We start from the raw sequence: 22,329 nt of genomic DNA, 5'->3' as shown, positions 1-22,329 counted from the left end.
CAAAAAATCAAGCACCTGTTTGTCCAATCCATGCTCACGCTGCGCCTTCATAAAACTGAAATTGGAGAAGGGGTGTTTCCTCAGGTAATGGATCGAATGGTAAAAATGATTGCAAAGGCCTCACCAAAAAGCAGCATTTTTCAGAAGGCAAGAAAAATTCGCGAAAAATTTATGAGAAATTTATTTTTGTTCATTATCCTTTCACTATACCGTGAAAGGAGTTTTGTATGAAAACATTGATGAATACAGTCAAGAAAATAGCAGCTGGATGTCTCGTTCTTGTGCTTGTTGTAACGGCCTTCGTCTATTTGTATCATCATGATCAGCTGAGTAAGGAAGCGGCACTGCTCGAACATAAAGGCAAATATGTTGAATTCGGCGGCCAAAAATTGAATATATACAGTGAAGGCAGCGGCCCGGAGACATTTGTGTTTATGCCAGGTTCCGGCATTGCGGCTCCTATTTATGAAATGAAAGGGTTATACAGCAAATTTTCAAAAGAAAGCACCATTGCTGTCGCTGAGCGTGGTGGATATGGATATAGTGATGTATTAAACGATCACCGTGATATAGATACGATCGTTGCCCAAACAAGAGAAGCGCTGCTTCAAAGCGGTCATCAGCCTCCCTATATTCTTGTTCCCCACTCTCTTTCTGGACTGGAAGCTATTTATTGGGCACAGATATATCCGGAGGAAATCAAAGCAATCATTGCGCTGGATATTGGATTGCCTCATGAATATGCGAATCATCAATGGAGTACGGCTGACTCACTGATGATAAAGAGCATGAGCCTATTAACGAAAATTGGATTTCACCGCCTGGCTCCTTCAAAAGTTTACGATCCTGAAGTGATCCATCAATCCTTTTTAACGGAGAGTGAAAAAAATCAGTTTAAAGCGCTGTCCTTTAAACAAATGTTTAATGACAATATGGCACAGGAGCTGCTTCAAAGTACGGAAAATGCACAAAAATCAATGGCTCTCCCCCCTCCGAAACAAACATCTGTCTTGCTTTTATCCGCTTATACAGAGGAAAATAAGCATTCAAAGTACACAAAAGCACAAAACAAAAGTTATCAAGCATTTGCCCGGCAGCTAGAGCACGCAGAAGTAAGAAAATTAAAAGGAAAACACTCTATCTATTTATACGCATCTGACGAGATCTACGAGCTGACTGTTGATTTTTTAACCGACATAAAAACTGATTAATCATTTCCACTATAAAATGAAAAGGTGACGGAATGAAAGGATTTACGATTTTAATTGTAGAAGATGACACCATGATTGGCGGCCTGCTGCAGAAAATTCTGCAGCGGGAAGGCTATGAGGTCCGCTGGAAAAAAGACGGAGCAGGCATATGGAACGAGCTGCGGCATATTGACCTGGTGATTATGGATATTATGCTTCCTGGCGAGGACGGGTATCAGTTGACACAAAAAATCAAAAACGCCGGGCTGAACATCCCTGTCCTCTTTCTCTCTGCCCGGCAGGATATAGACAGCAAGCTGCAGGGACTAACATTAGGAGAAGATTATCTAGTCAAGCCCTTTGATCCGAGAGAACTACTCCTGAGAATGCAAAAAATGCTCAACCATACATACGGAACCTTTATGCAGATTAACCATTTGTATATTGATGCCGAGCGAAAAAAAGTATTTAACGGAGGCTTTCATCAGGAAGTCATGTTTACAGCGACCGAGCGAAAAATCTTTTTTTATTTATACGAGCATAGAGACCGTATTTTAACAAAAGATCACTTTTTTGATTATTTATGGCCGTTGGAAGAGCGAAACCAAAATATTATAAATGTACACATAAAAAAAGTCAGAGCAAAAATTGATGACAATGAAGGCAGCATTATTCAAAACATTTATGGAGAAGGATACCGATTAAATACATGTACAAAGAAATGACATTAAAACGAAAATACCAGCTTCTTTTGTTTTTAGTCGTTATTAGTGTTCCTTTATCGTTATTTGCCATTAATTTTATCATGGTCATCATTTACCGTCTTATAGATCCAGCAGAGCTTGTTCCTTTTCATGAATCGTTTGCTTATCCGACGATGATGACCGCCTTTTGTTTATCTTTCTTTTTACTGTCTTTTTTGTTTTCCAAGTCCATCCACTCGCTGCTTCGTAAAGTAAACAAATTAAATGAAACGGTGCGGAATTTAGCCAGCAGCGAACAGCTCCCGAGCAAGCTGGAAATAAGCAAGAAAGATGAAATAGGAGAACTTATTCAGTCTGTGAACCTGTTAATTGACCGAACGGCTTATAGAGAGCTGGAACTCCAGCAGCAGGAAGAAATAAAGAAAGAACTTTTGCAAAAGCTGCAGCATGACATTAATACACCCTTAACGGCTCTTCGGCTGCAGTTGTTTTATTTAGAAAGCCAGTATCCAGATCAAGAACCCCTGTTTGAATCGCTTTATAAGCAAATCCACTATATTTCCGAATTGACGACTGAATTGGATGTACAGTCTGGAGAAACGCTGGAGGATTCCTACCTCCTAACTCAGGACATAGTGGTAAGTGACTTGTTACACAGTATGGTCACCAAATGGAGTTACTTGTACACCGTGCAGGGGATTGAACTCGTTTATCATGCCAATCATCATTCATTAATTTGGACAAGTAATGAGTTATGGCTGCAGCGTCTGTTTGATAATGTATTTCAAAACACCTTAAAACACTCAAAAGCCGCAAAGCTCGAAGTGAAGATCGAGAATCAAGTTGTTTCCCTTTGTGATAATGGCGTCGGCTTTGATGACAGCCAGGCTCAGAACGGCCTTGGATTGAAAATTATTCACGATGTGGCCCAGCTGCTTCATCTCGATTACGATCTTCAATCCAATCAGAACGGAACCTCGTTTTATTTTAAAAGCCAGGAGCCGTTACCGATCAAGGAAGAGTAAAAGAAACGAATCGTTTAGTTCTTTTGTTCTTCTATACAGAGATCATGAAGCTGCTCTGCTCCATTTCGAGTATGTAAAAGAGATACCGCCTTATGCCGCTGTATCTCTTTTTACAGTTCTTGAGATTCTGTATAATACTGTTATTTACTTTTCTCAAAGGCAGCGATATCGTATTAATTCTTTTCTCCATACATACATATACGATGGACAGGGCATCTTTTATTTTCAATAGAAAAAGGAGAAACTTATGATTCCACCCATTCGTCTTCATCCATTCACGATCACACTGTCTGCCGCCCTTCTTTGTATGGCATTATTTGTATTCTTTCAGCCTTTCTTCAAAAAAGAAGATCTCTCTTCGTCTTTTCCTTCTTCACTTCTACAGCTGAATACGATTTTTTTAAGTATCCTGATAGAAGCGATTCCGTTTGTTTTAATTGGTGTGTTCATTGCTGGTTTTATACAAATATTTATTCGTGAAGAACAAATCAAAAAGTGGATGCCGAAAAACCGGTTTACAGCCGTTTTGGCCAGCTGCCTTATCGGCGCCTGCTTTCCAGCTTGTGAATGCGGCATCGTACCGATCGTCCGGAGGCTGGTTGCCAAAGGAGTGCCCATTCACGCTGGAGTGGGGTTTCTCCTGACGGGACCGCTCATTAATCCGATCGTTCTTTTTTCAACTTATATGGCTTTCGGGCAGGATATGAAGATGGCCGGCCTGCGAATGGGAGTAGGCTTTATCGCAGCAGTTCTCATTTCTTTGCTGATCGGCCTTTTTTTCAAGCACAATCAGCTGAAGGAGCAGCCCGTAGAACAAGAGGCTTCAGCCATACCGTCTAAAATCGCCTTTGGTGCGCGCTTATGGGGCATGCTGACTCATTCAATTGATGAGTTTTTCGACATGGGGAAATACCTTGTGATTGGAGCTTTTCTTGCCGCGTTTGTTCAAACGTATGTTTCAGCGCAGTCTCTCCTGCAGGCGGGAGGCGAAAAAATTCCCGCCGCTCTTGTGATGATGGGGCTTGCTTATGTTCTCTCTCTTTGCTCAGAAGCAGATGCATTCATTGGCGCTTCTTTTCGTCATTTGTTTCCTCCCTCTTCTATTTTGGCTTTTTTAATTTATGGCCCCATGATCGATTTAAAAAATACCTTCATGCTTCTCAGTGTATTTCGGATCACCTTTGTTCTTAGTTTACTCGTTTTGATCACGGTCATTGTTTTTCTCTGTACAAACTTTTTACCTTTTCTGTAAAGGAGGCGGCTTTTATGGTATTTCAACCCCATCAAGCGTTCAAGGCTCTCGCTTTAACGGCTTTCTCTCTTTTTTTCCTGAATCTTCACACAAGCGGAACCATCTCAAAATATGTAAATCCTGACTATGCGTGGCTTAGTTTATGTGCCGCTTATCTTTTTTTCTTTCTTGTTTTTATTCAATTTTTTCGCCTGTGGAGCCCTAAAAACAAGGACAGCCCGTCCTGCCAGCATGACTGCCATCATCATTCCAGGCGGAAATATATCTCTTATTCTGTTTTAACTTTTCCCTTGGTGACAGGCTTTCTACTGCCGCCCCAAACATTGAATGCAACGATCGCGGCCCAAAAAGGAGCCGGTTTGCTTTTGCAAGCAGAGAATAAAAGCCTTCCGTCGGAACACGAAGAAATAGCCGTGGACCGAAAAGAAGTACAGCCGGCAGAATTCGACCAAAGGATCAATGCTCTTGAACGCAGCCGTGTGATTCACCTGACCGACGGGGTGTTTGAGCCTTATTACGGGCGAATAAATGCAGATCCCCAAAAGTACAATGGTCGTACGCTCAAAATGACGGGCTTTGTTTTCAAAGAAAAGAGTCTTCAAACCAACCAGCTTATTTTGTCGCGCTTTTTGATTACACACTGCGTAGCGGATGCCAGCCTGATTGGTTTTCTAGCAGAATTCGATAGAGCTGCGCACTTGAAACAGGATATGTGGGTTGAAATAGAAGGAACCTTAGCTGTCACCTCCTATAAAGGAATTTCCATCCCCGTCGTCAACATCACTTCATGGAAAGAGATTGCCGAGCCCAAAGAGCCCTATGTATATCCGCTTTACATTAAACTTGCCTTCAAGCATCATAATGCCTCTTTCTCTTAGAAAAATAGCCGCAATCCAGCGGCATTTCTTTTGCTTCTTCCTATGTATATTTTATGTACGAAGAATAATTTGCCCTTTTTATGAATAAACTAACACCAAAGTGGAAAGACTCTTCATATCTATCGCCAGTCAGTTAGATTTTACTATAACTATGAAAACGAAATGGAGTGACTTACATTGAATATTCGTCAGGATGCCTGGTCAAAAGACAATGATCTTTTCCTAGCCAATACGGTGTTAAAGCATGTGCGGGAAGGAAGTACACAACTGAAAGCTTTTGAAGAAGTAGGAGAAGTATTAAACCGCACAGGAGCAGCATGTGGGTTTCGCTGGAACGCCGTTGTCCGCCAGCATTATATTCAAGCGATGGAAACAGCCAAAAAAGAAAGAAAGCAGCGGCTGCGCGCTCAAAGTAAACAGCGGGCAGATATGAAATCAGAAAACGCAGCTCTTCCTTCCGGCAGTTCAGACAGCTATATGACGATGACTGATGTCATTCAATATTTGTCATCGATGACACCTGAAGAAAATACTGCCTCCCTTCAGGAAGAAAACAAGCGGCTCCAGCTTGAACTTGAAAGCGTCACAAAAGAGCTCGATCAGCTGAAAGAAGTGTATAACTCTATGCAGGAAGATTATGAATCTCTTATGCAGATTATGGAGCGCGCTCGCAAGCTTGTCGTATTTTCCGAAGAGTCTCCTTCTTCTGTTAAGTTTAAGATGGAGCGAAATGGTAATCTTGAAAAGGTAGCGGAATAAAGAAACAGATCACTATTTTCCTTGAAACGAAAACAAGCACATGATCCGTCATTCGAATCGTGTGCTTGTTTGGCGCTGCCGCTTTGATTCCCTCAGCGGCTGGCTTCTTCCGCCGGGAGAGCCGTTGTATCGATCAGTGTTTGGACCGTGACACGCATATGAGGAGGTATATGTTTCTTCTCCAAGCCTGCTCTTTTTCTCTTGAAAGAGTTCGGCAGATCAATATGAAACTCAGGTCCGTTTTGTTCATCTTCCGATGCCAGCCGAATAAACCCTTCACTCATCACGTAATCTAAATAGGAACGCTCTAACCGGTAGAGCTGTTTTTTATACGTATACCCCACGACCATTCTTCCTTCTTTCTCTCTTACACTCAAGATCTCATTATACCAAAAGATCCCTTTGCCGCGTAGGCTTTTTACCAAAAATAAAGTAAACTTCTTGGCTGAGAAATCCTATCTATCAGATTTTACTGAAAGAGTACCCCCGCATCAATTTCGTTAAGGGCGCAGCCCAGAAATAAGCGGTGGGGTGAATGTCAGTTTTGCGAAGCAAACGTTTTTAGTTTCATCTTTCTTTTGGTATAATTTGTATTATATCTACTAAACGAGGTGTTTAGAATGCTGGTGAACAAAGCCTATCGCTTTCGCCTATATCCAAACAAAGAACAAGAAGTGTTGATTGCGAAAACCATCGGCTGCTCGCGTTTTGTGTTCAACCGCTTCCTTTCCTTATGGAATAAAGCCTATCAGACAACAGGAAAAGGCTTAACGTACAGTGCCTGTTCAGCCCAGCTTACAAAACTCAAGAAAGAACTAGATTGGCTGCAAGAAGTTGACTCACATTCATTACAGTCCTCTTTGAAAAACCTTGCTGATTCTTTTGACCGTTTTTTCAAGAAGCAAAACAAGGCTCCGCAATTCAAAAGCAAGAAAAATAAAGTGCAGTCCTACACGACAAATATTGAAAAAAAGAATCAGCTTCCGGAGGTAAGCATTTTGCGTAATCGTATGAAACTGCCTAAGCTGGGCTGGGTTCGTTTTGCGAACAGCCGCGACGTGCAAGGCCGTATTTTAAATGCAACGGTACGGAAAAACCCTTCCGGCAAATACTTCGTTTCCTTGCTTGTTGAAACAGACGTGCAAGAGCTGCCCAAAACAGATTCTACTGTTGGTATTGATGTCGGCTTAAAAGACTTTGCCATTCTCTCGAATGGGAAAGTGTACAAAAATCCGACATTTTTTAGAGCGTTAGAAGAAAAGCTGGCCAAAGCACAACGCATTCTTTCCCGCCGCCAACGCCTAGCGATTCAGCAAAAAAAAACCTTTATCAGAAGCGAAAAATGTGCAAAAGCAGCGTATCAAAGTGGCACATATTCATGAACAGATTGTGAACGCACGGACTGATTATTTACAGGAAATCACGACCGAGATCATCAAAAACCACGATGTTATCGGTATTGAGGACCTGAACGTATCAAACATGTTGAAGAACCGTACATTATCCAAAGCAATCAGCGAAGTTTCCTGGTCGGCATTCCGCACAATGCTGGAATACAAAGCGAAATGGTACGGCAAGAAGGTGATCGCGGTTGATCCTCGTTACACTTCCCAAAAGTGTCACTCGTGCGGACATACAGCAAAGGAAAACCGTCGAACACAAGCGACATTTATTTGTGTCTCCTGCGGTCATTTCGAAAAAGCGGACATCAATGCTTCCCGGAATATCCATGATTTAGCCATTGTTTAGTCACACAATTTGATTTTCCGCAGGAGACTTGCTGCAAAGTCGTTCGTACTGCCAACCGTCGGAGTGACGGGTGTAGCCTAATGAATTAGGGGCCGATAGGTTCCTGTACTTAGGAATCCCCTATGTTCAACGAACGTAGGGAGTAACTAGGGGTAATTCAAACATTGCTCTTTCCTTCACTTTGCTTTTTATCGTATTAAAATAAAAAACGGTTTAACGAGTCAATGAACTACAGAATGAGCTTCCCGCTCGGTATGTTTAAAAAAGTACTTTTATTTTTACGAGATCTTGAATACTCCCATCTTTAGCGCTTCTTGTGAAAATACGAAGTTCTCCTGTACTTGCTGTAGGGAGTTTGTCGAACGGCAATGGACTTTTGAAATTCCCGTATTCAGGAGCTCCTGCATCGGCTGTTGTAAAACGCTCTTTAGAAACGATCACTCCATTTGCATCTCTTAGCTCATGGTGAAGAGCGGCTTCAAATGCTCTTGCTTGTCCCTGGACTTGCTGTCCGCTAACTACTTTAGCTCCGGGAAGGGGGGACCATACAGCAATATTGCGAGATGTTGGCAGAGGAAGAATCAAGTAAAACTTCGACCAAATAAGATCTTCTTGATAACCTGGTCGTCCCTGATTTGATTTGGTTATGCTTGAAAGTGAAATTCCAAATTTGCGTGAAATGCCAGAAAGCGTATCCCCGGATTTTATTTCATAGATAAACACCGGAACTTGCAGCTGTTGATCCGGTATGATTGGTTTGTTCAATTTGTTTATACCGGAAACTAGATCTGTAAATGTGCTGAATTTTGACGCGATTCCACTGACTGTATCTCTGTCTTTTACAATATAAGATACTCTCCCTGATTCTAAAATACTAGGGACAACCAACATATTCCCAGGATAAATAAGCCCAGGATCTGTCACGGGTGAAGTTAAATGGTTTGCTTCCTCAATTGCTTTAACAGAGCTTCCGAATCTGCTGGCTATTGAAAAAAGAGTGTCTCCTTTTCGTACTGTATAAATAAAATTTTTTTTCATAACTATCAATTCTGTCACCTCCGTTCTCTTGGAATTCTCTTTATCTTATGCATCTGCAACCAAACTGGCTTGGATGTTCTTATTAGAACAAAATGGAAAAGTGGCTATTAACACCTATAAACCCTTTATCATTTTGAACCATTTTCTTTTTAAAAGGTTTTTCTTTATCGGTTAGAACGACAAAAAGAACATTGCTATGATATGTATTAAATTTTCTACATATGATAACAAGATTCTTTTTAATGGTTTTAAACATTAGCGATATTCATCCTCTACGGGAGGCAAAGCCTAAAGACGAATGACGGGATGAATAACAGCTTTGCGAATTTGTTTTCCACAGCTTAAATTAGCCTTCTATTAAGAAAGCAGCCAGCTCAGTTAACTGAGCTGGCTGCTTTTTCTTCGGCTTGTACTGGCTTAATCCAATGGCCGCCTGGCTGCTCGGGTAAGATCGCACCCTGGTCATATACAATGCGCCCGCGATTAATCGTTTTCTTCACCGTGCACGGGAAAGTGTGTCCGATATACAAGCTGATTTTGTTTTTGGCAAGGAAGTTTTCTTCAGTAACGGTAAACGACTCATCCGTAGCCAATAACACAAAATCGGCGTCATATCCTTCTGCAATTTCTCCTTTGGAAGCAAGGCCAAACCGTTTTGCCGGATTCGATGCTGTCCACTGTGCTACATGTTCAAATGGAATCTTATACTGCAAGGCAAGCTCCATTATGGAAAGCAAAGAAAACTGGCCGCCGCTGATACCGCCCCATGCTTGAAACAGATTGTACGTGGCTGGATCTTTTAAATCACTTGTACATGGTGAATGATCAGAAGAAATCATATCAAACTTTCCAGCAATCAAAAGCTCAATCAGCTTTTTCTGCTCTTCTGGCAGGCGAAGCGGCGGCGCACATTTCGCAATGGCCCCTTTTTCCTGGAGAGCATGATGATTAAACATTAAATAGTGAGGGCACGTTTCAACGGTTACATTCATGCCTTTACGTTTTGCTTCTTCAATTTTCTCAATGGCTTCTGCGGAGCTGATATGAACGAAATGAAGCGGGCATCCCGTTACTTCTGCATAATAAAGAGCACGCTGTACCGCTTCTGCTTCAGCCGCTATTGGCCGTGTTTCCAGGTAATCATCTGCTGATACCTTTCCGGCCCGTTCTTTTTCTTCTTTGAGCCAGTCGGTAATCGGTCCGCTTTCAGAATGAAGAGCCAGCACCTTGCCCAGCCCCGCGATGATTTTCATTCCTTTTAAGAGTGTTACGTCATCCACGTTTTCAAATTCCTTATTTCCTGTTGTAGACAAGAAGGCTTTGAATCCAATCACACCTTCTTCTGCAAGTTCGGCTAAATGCGGTTCATTGCCTGGCACTAGTCCACCCCATAAAGCAAAGTCGATCCAGGACGTTTGATTGCCTTTTTCCGCTTTTTCGAAGAGAGCGGCTTTGTCAATTGTAGAGGGAATCCCGTTGAGCGGCATATCAAAATAGGTCGTGCAGCCTCCTGCAGCCATCATTTGAGAACCTGTATGGAATCCTTCCCAATATTCACGACCCGGGTCACTAAAATGGACATGGACATCAATCATGCCAGGCAGCACGTATTGGCCTTCTGCATCGATCATGTGCTCCGCTTCGCCGGAAAGCGTGTCGCCGATCGCGGCAACCTTCCCCTCTTTAATCGCAATGTTTGTTTTTTTCACCTCATTCGAGAAAACCACGTTTCCATTTTGAATGATCGTATCAAATTGTTTCATTGCTCACTCCCCTATCTCTGGCTCTCCAGCTTTATTTCATTTCAATGCTCGTCTTTTACAGCGGACGATCTTCCGTCACTTCTTTCACCTATGTCACGTTTTGTGACACAGTGATATTTAGTTTGATTTTACAATATTCAAACCCTTAATTCATCAGTAAATGTGTGCTTTTTTTTCTGTGATTTGTACACATTCTCCAATAAAGCTATCTATTCGTACCAATGAGTATGAGCATCTATGGTAATAACAAAGCTGCCTGCATTATCCTTAAAAATAAAAAAGTGAAAATGAGATAATAAGAAGTCATATGCTTTTTGTAGTCAAAGAGGATGTTATTTTGGGAGGTGATTTGTGCACATTCTAAACACTATTTTGCATGCCCACACTAAAAAGCAAATCCTCCCTTTAAGAAAAGATTGCTTTTCATGTTAGCTCAGGTTAGTAAATGTATTCAATATAGACGGACTGTTGATTAGGAAGAACCATTCTTTTTATCACTTTGTTTATTTTGTAGTAGTTTTATATGATCATCAAAATGGAAAGCTCCCTTATATGTTCCAGGCAGCTTTCAGTTTTTTTATCCCTTCTCGTATGTTGTCTTTAGAAGCTCCAGCGAATCCAATTAATACTGTAGTTGTCGGAGGTTGTTTTGTATAAAAAACGGATGCCGGATAAATTTTCACGCCATTCTCTCTTGCTTTCTCTATGAGCTCTTTTTCACTGAATGGCGAGTATACGTCAAGTAAGATGTGCAATCCCGAGTTTTCTCCTCGAATCTTTACGTGTTTTCCTAATTCGCTTTGTAAGGTCTCTAATAAAATGGCTCTTTTTTTTTGGTACAGCTTTCTCATTCTGTTGATGTGTTTTTGCCACCCGCCATTTTTTATAAATTCAGCCAGTGTCAGTTGACTGTGGCAGGACACCGTTTGCTTATACAAAGAAGTGATTTCACTGCCTTTTTCTAAAAGAGGTGCAGGAAGAATCATATAACTGATACGCAGTGAAGGAAGAAGGGATTTAGAGAAAGTGCCCATGTAAATGACACGGTTATGCTGATCAAGCCCTTGCAAGGACGGGATCGGCTGTCCGCTGTATCTAAATTCCCCGTCATAATCGTCCTCAATAATAAATGTTTGATTTTGGGCTGCCCATTTAAGCAGTTCTATTCTTCTGTTAATCGTCATAATTGTTCCGAGCGGAAACTGATGAGAAGGCGTTACATATAAAAGGCTTGGCCGCTCTTTTTGGATTTCCTCTATACAGATTCCTTCATGATCAACTGGTATAGGAAGAATCTTCATATGATTGACTTCAAAAATCTTTCTCGATCTCGCAGAACCCGGATCCTCATACCCTATGGTACTATTCGGGCCGAAGACTTGGCACAAGAGATGCATCAAAACAGGACTGCCGGCCCCTATGATGACTTGTTCAGGCAGACAATGGACACCGCGCGATTGATACAGGTGCTCTGCAATGAGTGTTCTTAGTTCAAGCTCTCCTAAAACACCTCCTGGACGATAGAGCACGTGCCCATATTGGTCTAAACTATTGACCATGCTTTTTCGCCAGGCGGAAAGCGGGAAGTGAGCGGAATCCACATTTCCATAATGAAAATCAATCATTTGTTCATTTTCTTGTGCTTTTAACTTAATAGATGACGTGCTTGGCATTTTAATATGAACAAAATCAGAACCATCATAATCAGCAAACCAGCCACTTCTTGGTTTGCTCACAATGTAGCCTTCGGCAGCAAGCTGTTCATAAGCACGTTCTACAGTCGTTTGACTAATAGAAAGCTGTGTTGCGAGCAGCCTTTTTGAAGGGAGTTTCATTCCTTTTTGAATACGTCCCTCGTGCATATTTTCTTTTAAAAGCTGATAGAGCTGCTGATAAAGCGGAATATCTAGATTTCGATTTAAGAAAAACGTGATATCCATTTGAGGTATTTCTCCTAACTGGCATGGTTTTATTTAAGGAAACTGGCTATTTATGAAAGATCAATTCCAGTTTATAGTCATTGTAATCCATGAAGAAAGGTTTGATAAGACAACCCAAATAAAAAATAATTTAGTCCTTTAAAGGAATTCAATCAAGTAGAAACATGATTTGGAGTGACTGGCAATGAACAAAGCAACAAATGGCTGGATGAATGGTTTTTTGGGCGTACTGATCTTCAGTGGCTCGCTGCCTGCGACACGCTTAGCTGTAGCGGATTTTGATCCGTTGTTCCTCACCGTCTGCCGCGCCGCAATAGCAGGTGTGCTGGCAGGCGTTCTCCTTCTCATCTTCCGGCAGCAGCGGCCTGCCAGCATCGACATAGGTCCACTGTTGGTGGTGGCATTTGGCGTGGTAGTTGGTTTTCCGCTTCTGACTGCGTTGGCCCTTCAATATGTCACGTCCGCGCATGCCATTATCCTTGTTGGGCTTCTTCCGCTCTCAACAGCGATCTTCGGGGTAATTCGGGGTGGTGAACGACCTCGACCCGCCTTCTGGATCTTTTCCGCAGCAGGCAGCTTTCTGGTCGCAGGATTTGCTCTCATTCAAGATGGGGAATCATCACCGATGGGCGACGCATTTATGCTTGCTTCTATTATCGTATGCGGTCTCGGTTATGCAGAAGGAGCCAGGCTCTCGCGCAGGCTGGGGAATTGGCAGGTGATCTCTTGGGCGCTCGTTCTGTCGCTTCCCCTTATGTTGCCGTTATCATTTTACTTAACACCCGACTCATGGGCGGGCATTGGTCAACCTGCTCTCTTCAGCCTTGCTTACGTCTCTTTATTCAGCATGCTTATCGGCTTCATCTTCTGGTATCGAGGTCTTGCGCAGGGAGGCATAGCAGCAGTTGGACAGCTGCAGCTTCTCCAACCTTTTTTCGGACTGCTGCTTGCCTCTATCATTCTGCATGAGAAAGTTGGCTGGGCACTTATAGTAGTGAATATTGCCGTTGTGCTTTGCGTAGCAGCCGCTCGGCGATTCGCAAAGTAGCAGACAGCCCTATTAAAACGAGCCGGAACAGAATGATGATCCTGCTCCGGCTCGTTTATCATTTTGGAGTAACCTTAAAGAGATGCAGCTTTACAAAAATATTCAAACCTCCTACAACCAAAGTCACGATTGTGTGGGCGTTGTTCATCAAATGGACCCTTATCCTATCGAAAATATGAACAGAGGCGTTGTAGGGTTTAAAATCAACGTAGATAAATTGGAAGGAAAGGCGAAGCTGAGCCAAAACTAATCAACTGAACGCCAAAACATATGATCGAACAGTTAGATCAATTAGTCACTCGAACTATCTGCCCTGACTATTCTGTTTCTTCTCTCTTGTTTTGCCCTATATAATGCTTGGTCAGTTATATTCAATAACTCTTTAAAATGAGATCCGGGTGATAGATAATGTGGCCTTTAGAATCCACTACATATACATATGAACCGCTTTCATGCTGTGGATGTTTGCCAAGTATATCAGATAGACTGTTATTTTCATCTAAATTGATGGATCCACCCACCAAGAAACCCTGCGTAAACTTCATTTTCACCATAACCCGGAAAAGAAACGAGCATAATGAGATGACCATTAAGACCTACATAAGATTCAGATATTAAAGGAACTCTTTTTTTGAGCGCTTCCCTTGCGCCGACTCTATTCGCCTTTTGACCTTCTAAATCCATATGCGGTGCTGTTGAAACAACATGGCCTGTGTCATCTATAAACCAAACAGTGTTAAAAAAACGAGTAGCATTTAAAATAGTGTTTAATGTATGTTGGATCGTTTCCGTACCTTTCGTCAGGAGTGTCTCTTCTTGTGACTCTACACGGAGATTTTGTAACATGCTTTTAAAAAGAGAATCTGTTGAAGAAGCCAGCTTTTGAGCATAAAATTTATTGTCTACTAAATAGTTTTTCTCTAAGTTGCTTTTACTACTAAGACACTAGAAACGGAACTTCCAATGGAGGTGCTCAAAATGGCAAATGTCAATAATGTCATTGACAGAATACTTATACTCAGTTTGATAGGTTTCATAATAGATATAGTATATATAATCAGCTTGTTTCACTGCAATTGTATCTTCATATGAGCCGACCGCTTTGATTCAAACTTTTCAGCGCAGCAGGCTTTTCATTCTTCCAGCGTTCACTTCTTTTTAATTATTGCTCTTCGATATGCCATTTTTTAAGCCTTCGGTCAATTCTTCAAACCATTCCTTGTCTTTCGTCATAAGGGCTAGATCAATGAGCGTGGTTTTGTCCTGTATATCATCCAGCAGTGTACCCATCGGTTCTAGACGATGCTCCTCAAATAGTAACCTCGTTGGCATTCCCCACTGCATAATACCGTTTTTGATTCTGCCGACGATTACTAACTCAATTTGACTATGGTAATAACCAATGCGACTGACATATCCAATGACCATGACATGCCCAATTTTGACTTTTTTCCACTCTCCAATCTCCAAGGCTGCCTCCCCCTTTTTGAATAAGCAAAACACACAATATATGAGGGGTAAAAAGGTGGTCATTTTATGGATTTCCCATAAAACCTGCAAATTTTACTATTGTTTCTGCGAACATAAGGTCACCGCTTCCACCTTCACTCCCCTTGTTTATATTCTATTACCGCGGCTTCCTGCCCGATCCCCTGCTCTAGAAGATTTCTCCGGAACGAGAAATCCCGTGAAGCTGCCTCGCCACCAATATCGAATGATCTAATCCCTAACTCTTACCAAGGCAAGGGCTCCATCCCTTTTCAACAAACTGTCGAGAAGAACAATGAAGTACACGCTATATTAAAGTTAAAATATAAAAACAGCGAAAATTTTTTGACTTTCCTTCGTCACTTTTCTTTGATTGGAAAAGAGAAATAGAATGTCAATCGATAGTATAAAAACGATGTTGGAAACGCTGTGTTACTATAAAGATGTGGAGATTACTCATACATTCAGCAAGGATGAACAGCCTTTATTAAAAATAAGTTGTGTGAAAAACACCGACACACTAAAAGTGGCATTTATCCAAAACGAAACGATTGAATATTATGAAAATGCAAAAGAAGCTGCATGTATCATCGGTAAACTAGTAGATTAATAGCCTTTTTTATAAATCTCTAGAAATTTTAGAGTTTTTTTTCTATTATTTCAGCCACTGGCTGATGAATCTCTGTTGTAACTCTTCAATCAGTACTTCTACTCTTGGCGATTCGCTATAGAAATTGAAACTACTCAGCGGCTGTCCTCTTTCCAGATCATCTCGTTCAGCGCATCTTTGATATTCCTCTTGACTACTTTTTCAATAAATTCATACAAAATTTAAAAAAATGGTTAATCCACTTATAATGATTACTGGAATAAAAAAACACAATTCGGTCGGCAGTCCGAATGCGTCAGTTCATTGATGTGAGTAACCTTCCCCGACATGCAAAAGACTTTTTTACGTTTTTACGAATAAACACCCCTAAATTGGCAACCATTCTAATAAAGAAAATTTTAGGAGGGGTTATCATTTTTACTCAAACAACCTTTTTTCTCATGTTTTTTGTCGTATCTTTTGTTGTTATCGCCTGGCTTCTTTACCAAGGCTTCAGCCCGAACAGCAAACTTAATAAACCTGAACCAAAAGATCAAACTAATCAACAGAATGGATCGGGAAAGCAATAATGCTCACCGCTGTCTCGGTCAACTGTTAGGAGGGAGTTCTTCTCCCCGGTTATTTAAACAGTCCTGACCTTGCCCGTCTTTCTTTTCCTGCAGTATGCCGTCGCTCCGTAAGAAACAAATCCCCACCCTTATAGTAAGCATCGCATCCTTCTTTCCATTCGCCTGTCAGCTTGCTGTTGACTGGCCGGTGTTCCTCTTGTGTATGCAAGTCGACCGGGCGGATTCAATTGTCACTACAATAAATATAACCAAATGAAAAAAGCTGTTTCAGAAACGGCCCTTCCGCCGGTTTCTGAAACAGCTTCTTATTTTCTTATTTGCGCTTTTTGACTGGATTTGTTAAATGGGGAAACCCGGTGATCCGGCACTCGATCACATCCCCTTCACGGATAATAGCCGATCCCGGTGTTCCGGTTAAAATCATATCTCCTGGCTGTAGTGTCATGATTTTCGAGAAAAACGACACAATAAAAGCCGGTGAATACATCATATTGGCAATGACGTTTTCGTGACAGACTGAGCCGTTTAGTACGGTTTCAACTTTGAGTGAGGCCAGATCCGTCACTTCATCCGCTGTTATCAAATACGGACCAACGCTGCAAAACGTATTAAAGCTTTTTGCCCGCTGAAGAAAACGGGGATTTTGATTTTGGATATCTTTCGCGGTCATATCCAGGCTGGCGGTAAAGCCCGCAATCACATCCCAAAAATCAGCTTCTTCTACATTTTCGCATGTTTTGCCTATCACGATGGCCAGTTCCGCTTCCCCCGATATATTGGGCGACTGCGGCGGAATTTGAATCGCTTCACTTGGACCGATTAAACTGGAATTTGGCTTCATAAAAATAACCGGCTCTTCTTCCGGAGGCTTGCCCGATAACTCTAATGCTTTTTCCATGTAATTCATACCGACCCCGAATACTTTTTCCGGATGGCGGAATAACGGAGCAAATGACACAGCATCCAGTGCAAAGCCATTTAGCGTTTGAAGCCGGGTACGGCCTTCTTGCTGGTACCAGCTCCTTACCTCATCCAGCTCCCCTTTTTGCAAAAGAAGAAGCAGGTCTTCACTCCACTGTTTTCCCGCAGCTTCGTTCACATGGCTCATCAAATAAACCGTTTCCTGCTCAATCAATACCGCTTTTTCGTAGCCTTCATTATAAATCGCAGCAAGTTTCATCCTTTTACTTCCTCCCCGCTGCACGCTTGGACAAAAGCAGAAGCCCATTGGATCAGCCGCCTGTCTTGATGTCTTCCAGCGATCACGGATAATCCAACTGGCAGGCCGCCGGCTTCTGTCAGGGGCAGCGTTATTTGAGGCAGGCCGGCAAGACCCGCGATACAAGTTAGCTGCATTGTCTTAGCACGGTACTGTTCCGCATCTTCCCCATGTAAATTCAAAAGCGGGGCAGGACCTGGCGCCGTTGGAATGATTAAAAGCGCGTCATCTTTTAACAGTTCGTCCATACGCTGCTGAATGTCCTTCCGCTTATGGAGCTGGCTTTGGCACTCCGCTTTCTTTAGAGTGCCGGCCATTTGAAACCGCTCCGCAATACCCGGCCCGAATACTGGCTGCTCTTTCGTAATCCATGAACCGTGTTCTTCCCAAATTTCCAGCGCTTGAATCGTCCGGAACACTTCTGCCCAGGCCGCTAACCCTTCTTCTGCGACCCGGACATGCTCCGCATGTGTCGTTTGTTTTTCGGCTGCCAGCAGCAGACGGCGCAGTGCCGCTTTCGTTTCAGTATCCGGCAGTGCCCACGTCTCTTCTTCTATTAAAATACGTTGGAATGGATTCTTTTTATCAGAAGCAGGAAGCAGGACATCGCCTGCTTGAGCAAGCAGATTTAGATCCTGTGCCATCCAGCCGACCGTATCAAAGCTTTTGGCCAGTGGAATCACACCGCTTATATCGACGGCGCCGTGTGTCGGCCGAATGCCATACAAGCCGCAGTATGAAGACGGAATGCGGACCGAGCCTCCTGTATCAGTTCCAATGGCAAAATCAACAAGCCCGGCCGCCGCGGCAGCAGCAGAGCCGCTTGAAGAGCCGCCTGGAATGCGGTCCGGCGCTTTCGGGTTCACCGGCGTTCCGTAATGCGCATTTTCACCGTTCAAGCTGTACATCAGCTCATCCGTCTGAAGAGTGCCTGTAAGGGCCGCCCCTGCATCAAGCAGTTTTCGAATCGAATCTGCTGTTTCCTCCGCCGGCCCGTGCGTCCGGAGCCAGTCTGGATTGCCTGCACTGCTTGTATATCCTTTGATGGAAAACACATCTTTGACCGCAAAAGTACGGCCATCAAGTGCTCCTTTTCCAGTCGGTACAAGCTTGACTTCTTGATCGATAAACGCATTCCATTGATCATTCATTTTGATACGCCTCCCCTTTAATAAGTTTGAAACGCCTGCTTTGTTTCCGCTTGCGTTCCTTAAAGCGGCTGTTCTCCAGCACAAGCGACAGTAAAATCCCGATCAGCAGGCCATTGCTGACGAGCGGCCGTATAAAAGCCGGAAATGAAAGAAAATATTCCGTAGGGAAAAACAGAAAAATAATACCGATAAACAGTGGCGCAGCCACCCGGTACAGGTTGGCCGGCGTCATCTCGATTTGAGCAAAGTAACCGAGCGCGGTTTGCAGCAAGCGCATATACGCAACAAGCAGCGCGGCACTGCCGACGCTTAAAGGCATTTGCGCCATTAAATGGCCCACTGCCGGAATGATCCCCATGATGATAAAGAAGATACCTCCAAGAATAAACGGCAGCCTCTCCAAAATGCGCGTTTGATGCAAAAAACCAATGGACGACACGTATGGTGCGTATGGCACCATGCCGAAGACACCGGAGACCATGGTAAACACACCTGAAATCGTGAAAGAACGGCGGTACTGCCGGTTCCCTGTTTCATCCTGATACATCGAGTCGGTTCCTTTTAAGGCACCAAATGTATTCGATAGATTCAGCATACCGGCAACGACAGCTGTCATGATAATACCAGCATCAAAAGACAGATCCCCAAGAAGAAACAAGCCAAAAGCAGGATCGCTGCTCATACCGGCGGTTTCTCCTGAAGCTGAAAATAGTGCTTCATATACAATCCAGCCGACGATAATGCTGACCAGAAGCGAATAGCGGCTGATGCTGGGATGTCCTTTTACACTGAGCAAAATCGTAAACAGGACGATGGCGCATGACAGTAAAAAAACAGGAACATCAATCTGCGGCGCGGCTTCGCCGGTGCTAAAGGGGAGCCCGAGCATCCCTTTCAAAAAAATAGTATTCAGCCGGACGGCCAGTAAAAACGTAAAGACGGCCATAACACCGGCATTGAACCACTTGGCGATATGAGCGGATAAGCCGGATAAGCCGACCAGCACCGTGATCAGTCCAGATAAAACAATGCCGGCTGAAATACTGCCTCCCAGCACTGAGAGAGGAATCCCTTGTGCGGGTGCTATGTAGCACATACTTAAAATAACGCCCCACCAAAGACCTGACTGCCCTTCCATAATCGAACGGCGATGGCCAAACAGGGCTTGTACAATACAAGCGAGTCCTGTGAAAATAAAAGAAAGCTGAAGGAGCGCTACTATTTTCCCCTGCTCCAGCTCAAATGCACTTCCAATCGTAATCGGGATGACGACTGTATTTGTAAAAAGAAAAAACAGCCATTGCAACCCTGCAGTCCAATGTTTTACCTTCATCCATTCCCGCATATCTTCACCTTCTTTTCCAAGCAAAAGAGTAAGAAGCCGGCTTCCACCATAAACAAACTATGGACACGAGCCGGCTTCTTATTACATCATAACTTTTTCAGCAGCCGCTGTCTCGTACACATTTAGCGCAGCCTGCAGTGCTTCTCCTCTTTGAACAATGGCGCCATTTCGGATCAATGCGGCTTCAAGGCCAGATAATACGGCAAATACATTTTCTTTCCGGCAGCTGTATCCCATTGCACCAATGCGCCAGATTTTTCCGTGGAGCGGGCCGAACGAGCTGGCAATTTCAATTCCAAACTGCTCAAGCAGCATAGACCGAACAGCTTCGCCGTCAATACCTTCTGGAATATTAACGCATGTGACCATTGGCAGTTTCCATGGCACATCATTGAACAGCGTCAGCCCCATGGCTTTAATTCCTTCCATGATGGCTTTTTCATGAAGGCGGTGGCGGGCAAAGCGCGCTTCAAGACCTTCTTCAAGCACAACACGGGCGCCTTCCCGTAGTGCATAAAGCATAGACGTCGCTTCCGTATGGTGGTTCAGACGGCGTGGTCCCCAGTAGTCCTGTAGCTGGCTTAAATCAAAGTAATTGCTTTGAATAGGATGCAGGACATTTTCTGCATCTTCCGCTGTCCGTACGCCTCTTTCCACTTTCTTGCGAGAAGCCAGAATTTTCTCGACCCGTTCATTGTACGTAATCGGCGCCATACCGGATGGCACGGAAAAACACTTTTGCGTGCCGCCAATGACCGCATCAAGCTGCCATTCATCCACTTTCACTTCTGTTCCGGCAATGGTCGCAACTGCATCAACGATAGAAATAATGCCCATTTCGCGGCAGGCTTTCCCAACTTTATCAAGTGGCTGCATGCATCCTGTTGACGTTTCCCCGTGAACAACAGCTAATACTTTCGGTTTTACCCGCTCTAATGCTTCAATAATTTCATCTTGGTCAAATACCTGGCCCCACTCTGTTTCAATGGTATGAATTTCAGCACCATTGCGCTCTGCAATTTCCGTCAGCAGATGGCCAAACCGTCCAAAGATCGGAATTAAAACTTTATCTCCTGGTGCCAGCACACTCGTTAATACCGCTTCAAGACCTGAGCGGGATGTTCCGTCGATCGGAAACGCCCATTGGTTTTTTGTCTGAAATACCTGGCGTAGCATATCCATCGTTTCATTCATAATGTGAGTAAAAGCCGGATCAAACTGGCCTAGAATCGGTGTACTCATGGCACGAAGCACCCGTGGATCTGCTTCAACCGGTCCCGGTGTCATGATTGTACGTAAAGGTGTATTTAATTCACGATATCCCGTCATCTTGTTTTCCTCCTTAGTAAGCTAACTCATATAACGTCTTTTTTAACAGCTGGACTCCCTGTTCCAAGTCTTCCGCTTTTGTATATTCATCCGGTGAATGACTAATCCCCCGCTGGCTCGGCACAAACAATAAAGAGGTTGGCACATACTGGCCAAACACTTGAGAATCATGTCCTGCACCGCTTGTCATCACTTTGTAAGGAATCTGCTCTCTTTCTAAAATGTCAGTCGACAGCGCACTCAGCTTCTGACACATCGGCACCGGTTTTTCATTCATCCAGTTTTCAATGTGAATACCTGTCTGGTGCACCTGACAGATTTGCTCAAAGGTTTCGAAAATAGCAGTGCTGAACGATTCCAGCAACGGTTCCTCGCTATGGCGAATATCGACTGAAAACACGACTTCACGGGCAATGACGTTTGGAATGTTTGGTTTAATCTCCATCCTGCCAACCGTGGCGACGAGGTCCGGGTCGGTTTTCTTTGCCTGCTCGATCAGCGTTTGAGTAAGCACGGCCGCTGTGTAAACCGCGTCTTTTCGGTACGGCATCGGTGTCGTGCCCGCATGATTACTTTCTCCTGTAATCGTTACGTTATAGCGGCGCTGCCCGACAATGTGGCTGACGACGCCCACTGCTTTTCCTTCCCGCTCCAGTACTTCTCCCTGCTCAATGTGAAGTTCAATAAAACAATCCAAATCATCCCGTTTTGCTTTGCAGAAGTGTCCAAGACCAAATCCCGCCGCATTCATCGCTTCTGTAAACGTTGTGCCAGATGAGTCTTTCAGTTCTTGGATATGCTCCTCTTTCCGCAGTCCTGTAATGTTTCCCGATCCCCAATATGTGAGGGGAAAACGGCTTCCTTCTTCTTCGCAAAGCGACACCACTTCGATCGTTTGCTTCGGTTGCCCGTACTGCTTAAAGAGTGACTTCAATGCCAGTATACCGGCCACAATGCCGTACGCTCCGTCATATTTACCGCCATCTGCCACTGTATCAATATGGGAACCGGTTAAAATCACAGCATCCGTTTTTTCGGACCCTTCCAAACGCCCATAAAGATTTCCGGCATCATCAAAATAAGAAACAAGTCCGGCAGCTTCCATTTCTTTTTGAAGCGCCTGTTGGGCTTCCTGCCATTTTTGATCGTATAAAAGGCGGGTAACGCCGCCTCTTTCGGTCTGCCCGTAACGAGCCAGCCATTCCGTCATTTCATAGGCCGTTTTCATTTCGATAGGCGGATCCGTTTTAATCATATCCATCCCCCCGCTCT

Annotated in this window: 19 protein-coding genes and 1 pseudogene; 9 read left to right on the top strand and 11 right to left on the bottom strand. The window is 43.6% G+C overall.

The window, feature by feature from the left end:
- The first annotated feature begins 227 nt into the window (after positions 1–227).
- The 6 genes from RG959_RS16365 (at position 228) to RG959_RS16340 (ending at position 5,808) form a co-directional block, all read left to right on the top strand.
- Positions 228–1,211: an alpha/beta fold hydrolase gene (locus RG959_RS16365; protein WP_342798026.1), complete on the top strand. Its 984-nt coding sequence runs from the start codon at positions 228–230 to the stop codon at positions 1,209–1,211.
- A gap of 32 nt (positions 1,212–1,243) precedes the next feature.
- Positions 1,244–1,915, top strand: a complete 672-nt coding sequence (locus RG959_RS16360; protein WP_342798025.1) for a response regulator transcription factor — start codon at positions 1,244–1,246, stop codon at positions 1,913–1,915.
- A complete protein-coding gene (locus RG959_RS16355; protein ID WP_342798038.1) occupies positions 1,912–2,919 on the top strand; it encodes a sensor histidine kinase in 1,008 nt (335 codons plus the stop codon). The genes RG959_RS16360 and RG959_RS16355 overlap by 4 nt, the downstream gene beginning before the upstream one ends.
- A 307-nt stretch (positions 2,920–3,226) precedes the next feature.
- A complete protein-coding gene (locus RG959_RS16350) occupies positions 3,227–4,171 on the top strand; it encodes a permease (RefSeq protein ID WP_342798037.1) in 945 nt (314 codons plus the stop codon).
- A 14-nt stretch (positions 4,172–4,185) separates the two neighbouring features.
- Entirely contained in the window at positions 4,186–5,049 is an 864-nt protein-coding gene (locus tag RG959_RS16345; protein WP_342798024.1) for a TIGR03943 family putative permease subunit, read from the top strand.
- Positions 5,050–5,226: 177 nt separating this feature from the next.
- Positions 5,227–5,808 carry an RsfA family transcriptional regulator gene (locus tag RG959_RS16340; protein WP_342798023.1) on the top strand — a complete coding sequence of 194 codons (582 nt, stop codon included), beginning with the start codon at positions 5,227–5,229 and terminating at the stop codon, positions 5,806–5,808.
- A 92-nt stretch (positions 5,809–5,900) separates the two neighbouring features.
- Here the strand turns inward: RG959_RS16340 and RG959_RS16335 are convergent, their stop codons facing one another.
- The gene (locus tag RG959_RS16335) at positions 5,901–6,152 is read right to left on the bottom strand and encodes a hypothetical protein (RefSeq protein ID WP_342798022.1); all 252 of its coding nucleotides are present in this window, start codon (positions 6,150–6,152) and stop codon (positions 5,901–5,903) included.
- Between the two features lie 276 nt (positions 6,153–6,428).
- Between RG959_RS16335 and tnpB the strand changes: the two are divergent.
- A pseudogene (gene tnpB, locus RG959_RS16330) lies at positions 6,429–7,557 on the top strand (IS200/IS605 family element RNA-guided endonuclease TnpB).
- Between the two features lie 258 nt (positions 7,558–7,815).
- Here tnpB and RG959_RS16325 read toward each other — a convergent pair.
- The 3 genes from RG959_RS16325 to pdxR all read right to left on the bottom strand — a co-directional run bounded on the left by RG959_RS16325 (position 7,816) and on the right by pdxR (position 12,298).
- A complete protein-coding gene (locus RG959_RS16325) occupies positions 7,816–8,595 on the bottom strand; it encodes a LysM peptidoglycan-binding domain-containing protein (protein WP_342798036.1) in 780 nt (259 codons plus the stop codon).
- A 374-nt stretch (positions 8,596–8,969) separates the two neighbouring features.
- Entirely contained in the window at positions 8,970–10,358 is a 1,389-nt protein-coding gene (locus RG959_RS16320; RefSeq protein WP_342798021.1) for an allantoinase, read from the bottom strand.
- A gap of 548 nt (positions 10,359–10,906) precedes the next feature.
- Complete coding sequence (gene pdxR, locus RG959_RS16315; protein WP_342798020.1) at positions 10,907–12,298, bottom strand: MocR-like pyridoxine biosynthesis transcription factor PdxR; 1,392 nt, start codon at positions 12,296–12,298, stop codon at positions 10,907–10,909.
- 184 nt (positions 12,299–12,482) lie between these two features.
- Here pdxR and RG959_RS16310 point away from each other — a divergent pair, with 184 nt between their 5' ends.
- Positions 12,483–13,346: a DMT family transporter gene (locus RG959_RS16310; RefSeq protein WP_342798019.1), complete on the top strand. Its 864-nt coding sequence runs from the start codon at positions 12,483–12,485 to the stop codon at positions 13,344–13,346.
- A 495-nt stretch (positions 13,347–13,841) separates the two neighbouring features.
- Here RG959_RS16310 and RG959_RS16305 read toward each other — a convergent pair whose 3' ends face one another.
- Entirely contained in the window at positions 13,842–14,192 is a 351-nt protein-coding gene (locus RG959_RS16305) for a PDC sensor domain-containing protein (RefSeq protein WP_342798018.1), read from the bottom strand.
- A 312-nt stretch (positions 14,193–14,504) separates the two neighbouring features.
- Positions 14,505–14,816 (bottom strand): IDEAL domain-containing protein, encoded by a 312-nt coding sequence (locus RG959_RS16300; RefSeq protein ID WP_342798017.1) that lies wholly within the window; start codon positions 14,814–14,816, stop codon positions 14,505–14,507.
- A gap of 409 nt (positions 14,817–15,225) precedes the next feature.
- Between RG959_RS16300 and RG959_RS16295 the strand changes: the two genes are divergently transcribed.
- Complete coding sequence (locus tag RG959_RS16295) at positions 15,226–15,444, top strand: hypothetical protein (protein WP_342798016.1); 219 nt, start codon at positions 15,226–15,228, stop codon at positions 15,442–15,444.
- Between the two features lie 882 nt (positions 15,445–16,326).
- Here the strand turns inward: RG959_RS16295 and RG959_RS16290 are convergent.
- The 5 genes from RG959_RS16290 to allC form a co-directional block, all read right to left on the bottom strand.
- The gene (locus RG959_RS16290; RefSeq protein ID WP_342798015.1) at positions 16,327–17,193 is read right to left on the bottom strand and encodes a fumarylacetoacetate hydrolase family protein; all 867 of its coding nucleotides are present in this window, start codon (positions 17,191–17,193) and stop codon (positions 16,327–16,329) included.
- Positions 17,190–18,383, bottom strand: coding sequence for an amidase (locus tag RG959_RS16285; protein ID WP_342798014.1), 1,194 nt, complete (start codon positions 18,381–18,383; stop codon positions 17,190–17,192). Before RG959_RS16285 ends, RG959_RS16290 begins: the two co-directional genes overlap by 4 nt.
- Positions 18,376–19,728, bottom strand: coding sequence for a uracil/xanthine transporter (locus RG959_RS16280; protein WP_342798013.1), 1,353 nt, complete (start codon positions 19,726–19,728; stop codon positions 18,376–18,378). The genes RG959_RS16285 and RG959_RS16280 overlap by 8 nt, the downstream gene beginning before the upstream one ends.
- A gap of 81 nt (positions 19,729–19,809) precedes the next feature.
- The gene (locus RG959_RS16275) at positions 19,810–21,057 is read right to left on the bottom strand and encodes a pyridoxal-phosphate-dependent aminotransferase family protein (protein ID WP_315691296.1); all 1,248 of its coding nucleotides are present in this window, start codon (positions 21,055–21,057) and stop codon (positions 19,810–19,812) included.
- Positions 21,058–21,070: 13 nt separating this feature from the next.
- Positions 21,071–22,312: an allantoate deiminase gene (gene allC, locus RG959_RS16270; protein ID WP_342798012.1), complete on the bottom strand. Its 1,242-nt coding sequence runs from the start codon at positions 22,310–22,312 to the stop codon at positions 21,071–21,073.
- Positions 22,313–22,329: the final 17 nt, after the last annotated feature.

It is taken from the genome of Domibacillus sp. 8LH, assembly GCF_038806185.1.
GTDB lineage: Bacteria > Bacillota > Bacilli > Bacillales > Domibacillaceae > Domibacillus > Domibacillus indicus_A.
This window is presented reverse-complemented; position numbering and strand designations above follow the sequence as displayed.

Coding starts and splice junctions, on each gene's coding strand:
- RG959_RS16365 (WP_342798026.1), top strand. CDS start 228: ATGAAAACATTGATGAATACAGTCAAGAAAATAGCAGCTGGATGTCTC.
- RG959_RS16360 (WP_342798025.1), top strand. CDS start 1,244: ATGAAAGGATTTACGATTTTAATTGTAGAAGATGACACCATGATTGGC.
- RG959_RS16355 (WP_342798038.1), top strand. CDS start 1,912: ATGACATTAAAACGAAAATACCAGCTTCTTTTGTTTTTAGTCGTTATT.
- RG959_RS16350 (WP_342798037.1), top strand. CDS start 3,227: ATGGCATTATTTGTATTCTTTCAGCCTTTCTTCAAAAAAGAAGATCTC.
- RG959_RS16345 (WP_342798024.1), top strand. CDS start 4,186: ATGGTATTTCAACCCCATCAAGCGTTCAAGGCTCTCGCTTTAACGGCT.
- RG959_RS16325 (WP_342798036.1), bottom strand. CDS start 8,595: ATGAAAAAAAATTTTATTTATACAGTACGAAAAGGAGACACTCTTTTT.
- RG959_RS16320 (WP_342798021.1), bottom strand. CDS start 10,358: ATGAAACAATTTGATACGATCATTCAAAATGGAAACGTGGTTTTCTCG.
- pdxR (WP_342798020.1), bottom strand. CDS start 12,298: ATGGATATCACGTTTTTCTTAAATCGAAATCTAGATATTCCGCTTTAT.
- RG959_RS16310 (WP_342798019.1), top strand. CDS start 12,483: ATGAACAAAGCAACAAATGGCTGGATGAATGGTTTTTTGGGCGTACTG.
- RG959_RS16305 (WP_342798018.1), bottom strand. CDS start 14,192: ATGTTACAAAATCTCCGTGTAGAGTCACAAGAAGAGACACTCCTGACG.
- RG959_RS16295 (WP_342798016.1), top strand. CDS start 15,226: ATGTCAATCGATAGTATAAAAACGATGTTGGAAACGCTGTGTTACTAT.
- RG959_RS16290 (WP_342798015.1), bottom strand. CDS start 17,193: ATGAAACTTGCTGCGATTTATAATGAAGGCTACGAAAAAGCGGTATTG.
- RG959_RS16285 (WP_342798014.1), bottom strand. CDS start 18,383: ATGAATGATCAATGGAATGCGTTTATCGATCAAGAAGTCAAGCTTGTA.
- RG959_RS16280 (WP_342798013.1), bottom strand. CDS start 19,728: ATGCGGGAATGGATGAAGGTAAAACATTGGACTGCAGGGTTGCAATGG.
- RG959_RS16275 (WP_315691296.1), bottom strand. CDS start 21,057: ATGACGGGATATCGTGAATTAAATACACCTTTACGTACAATCATGACA.
- allC (WP_342798012.1), bottom strand. CDS start 22,312: ATGATTAAAACGGATCCGCCTATCGAAATGAAAACGGCCTATGAAATG.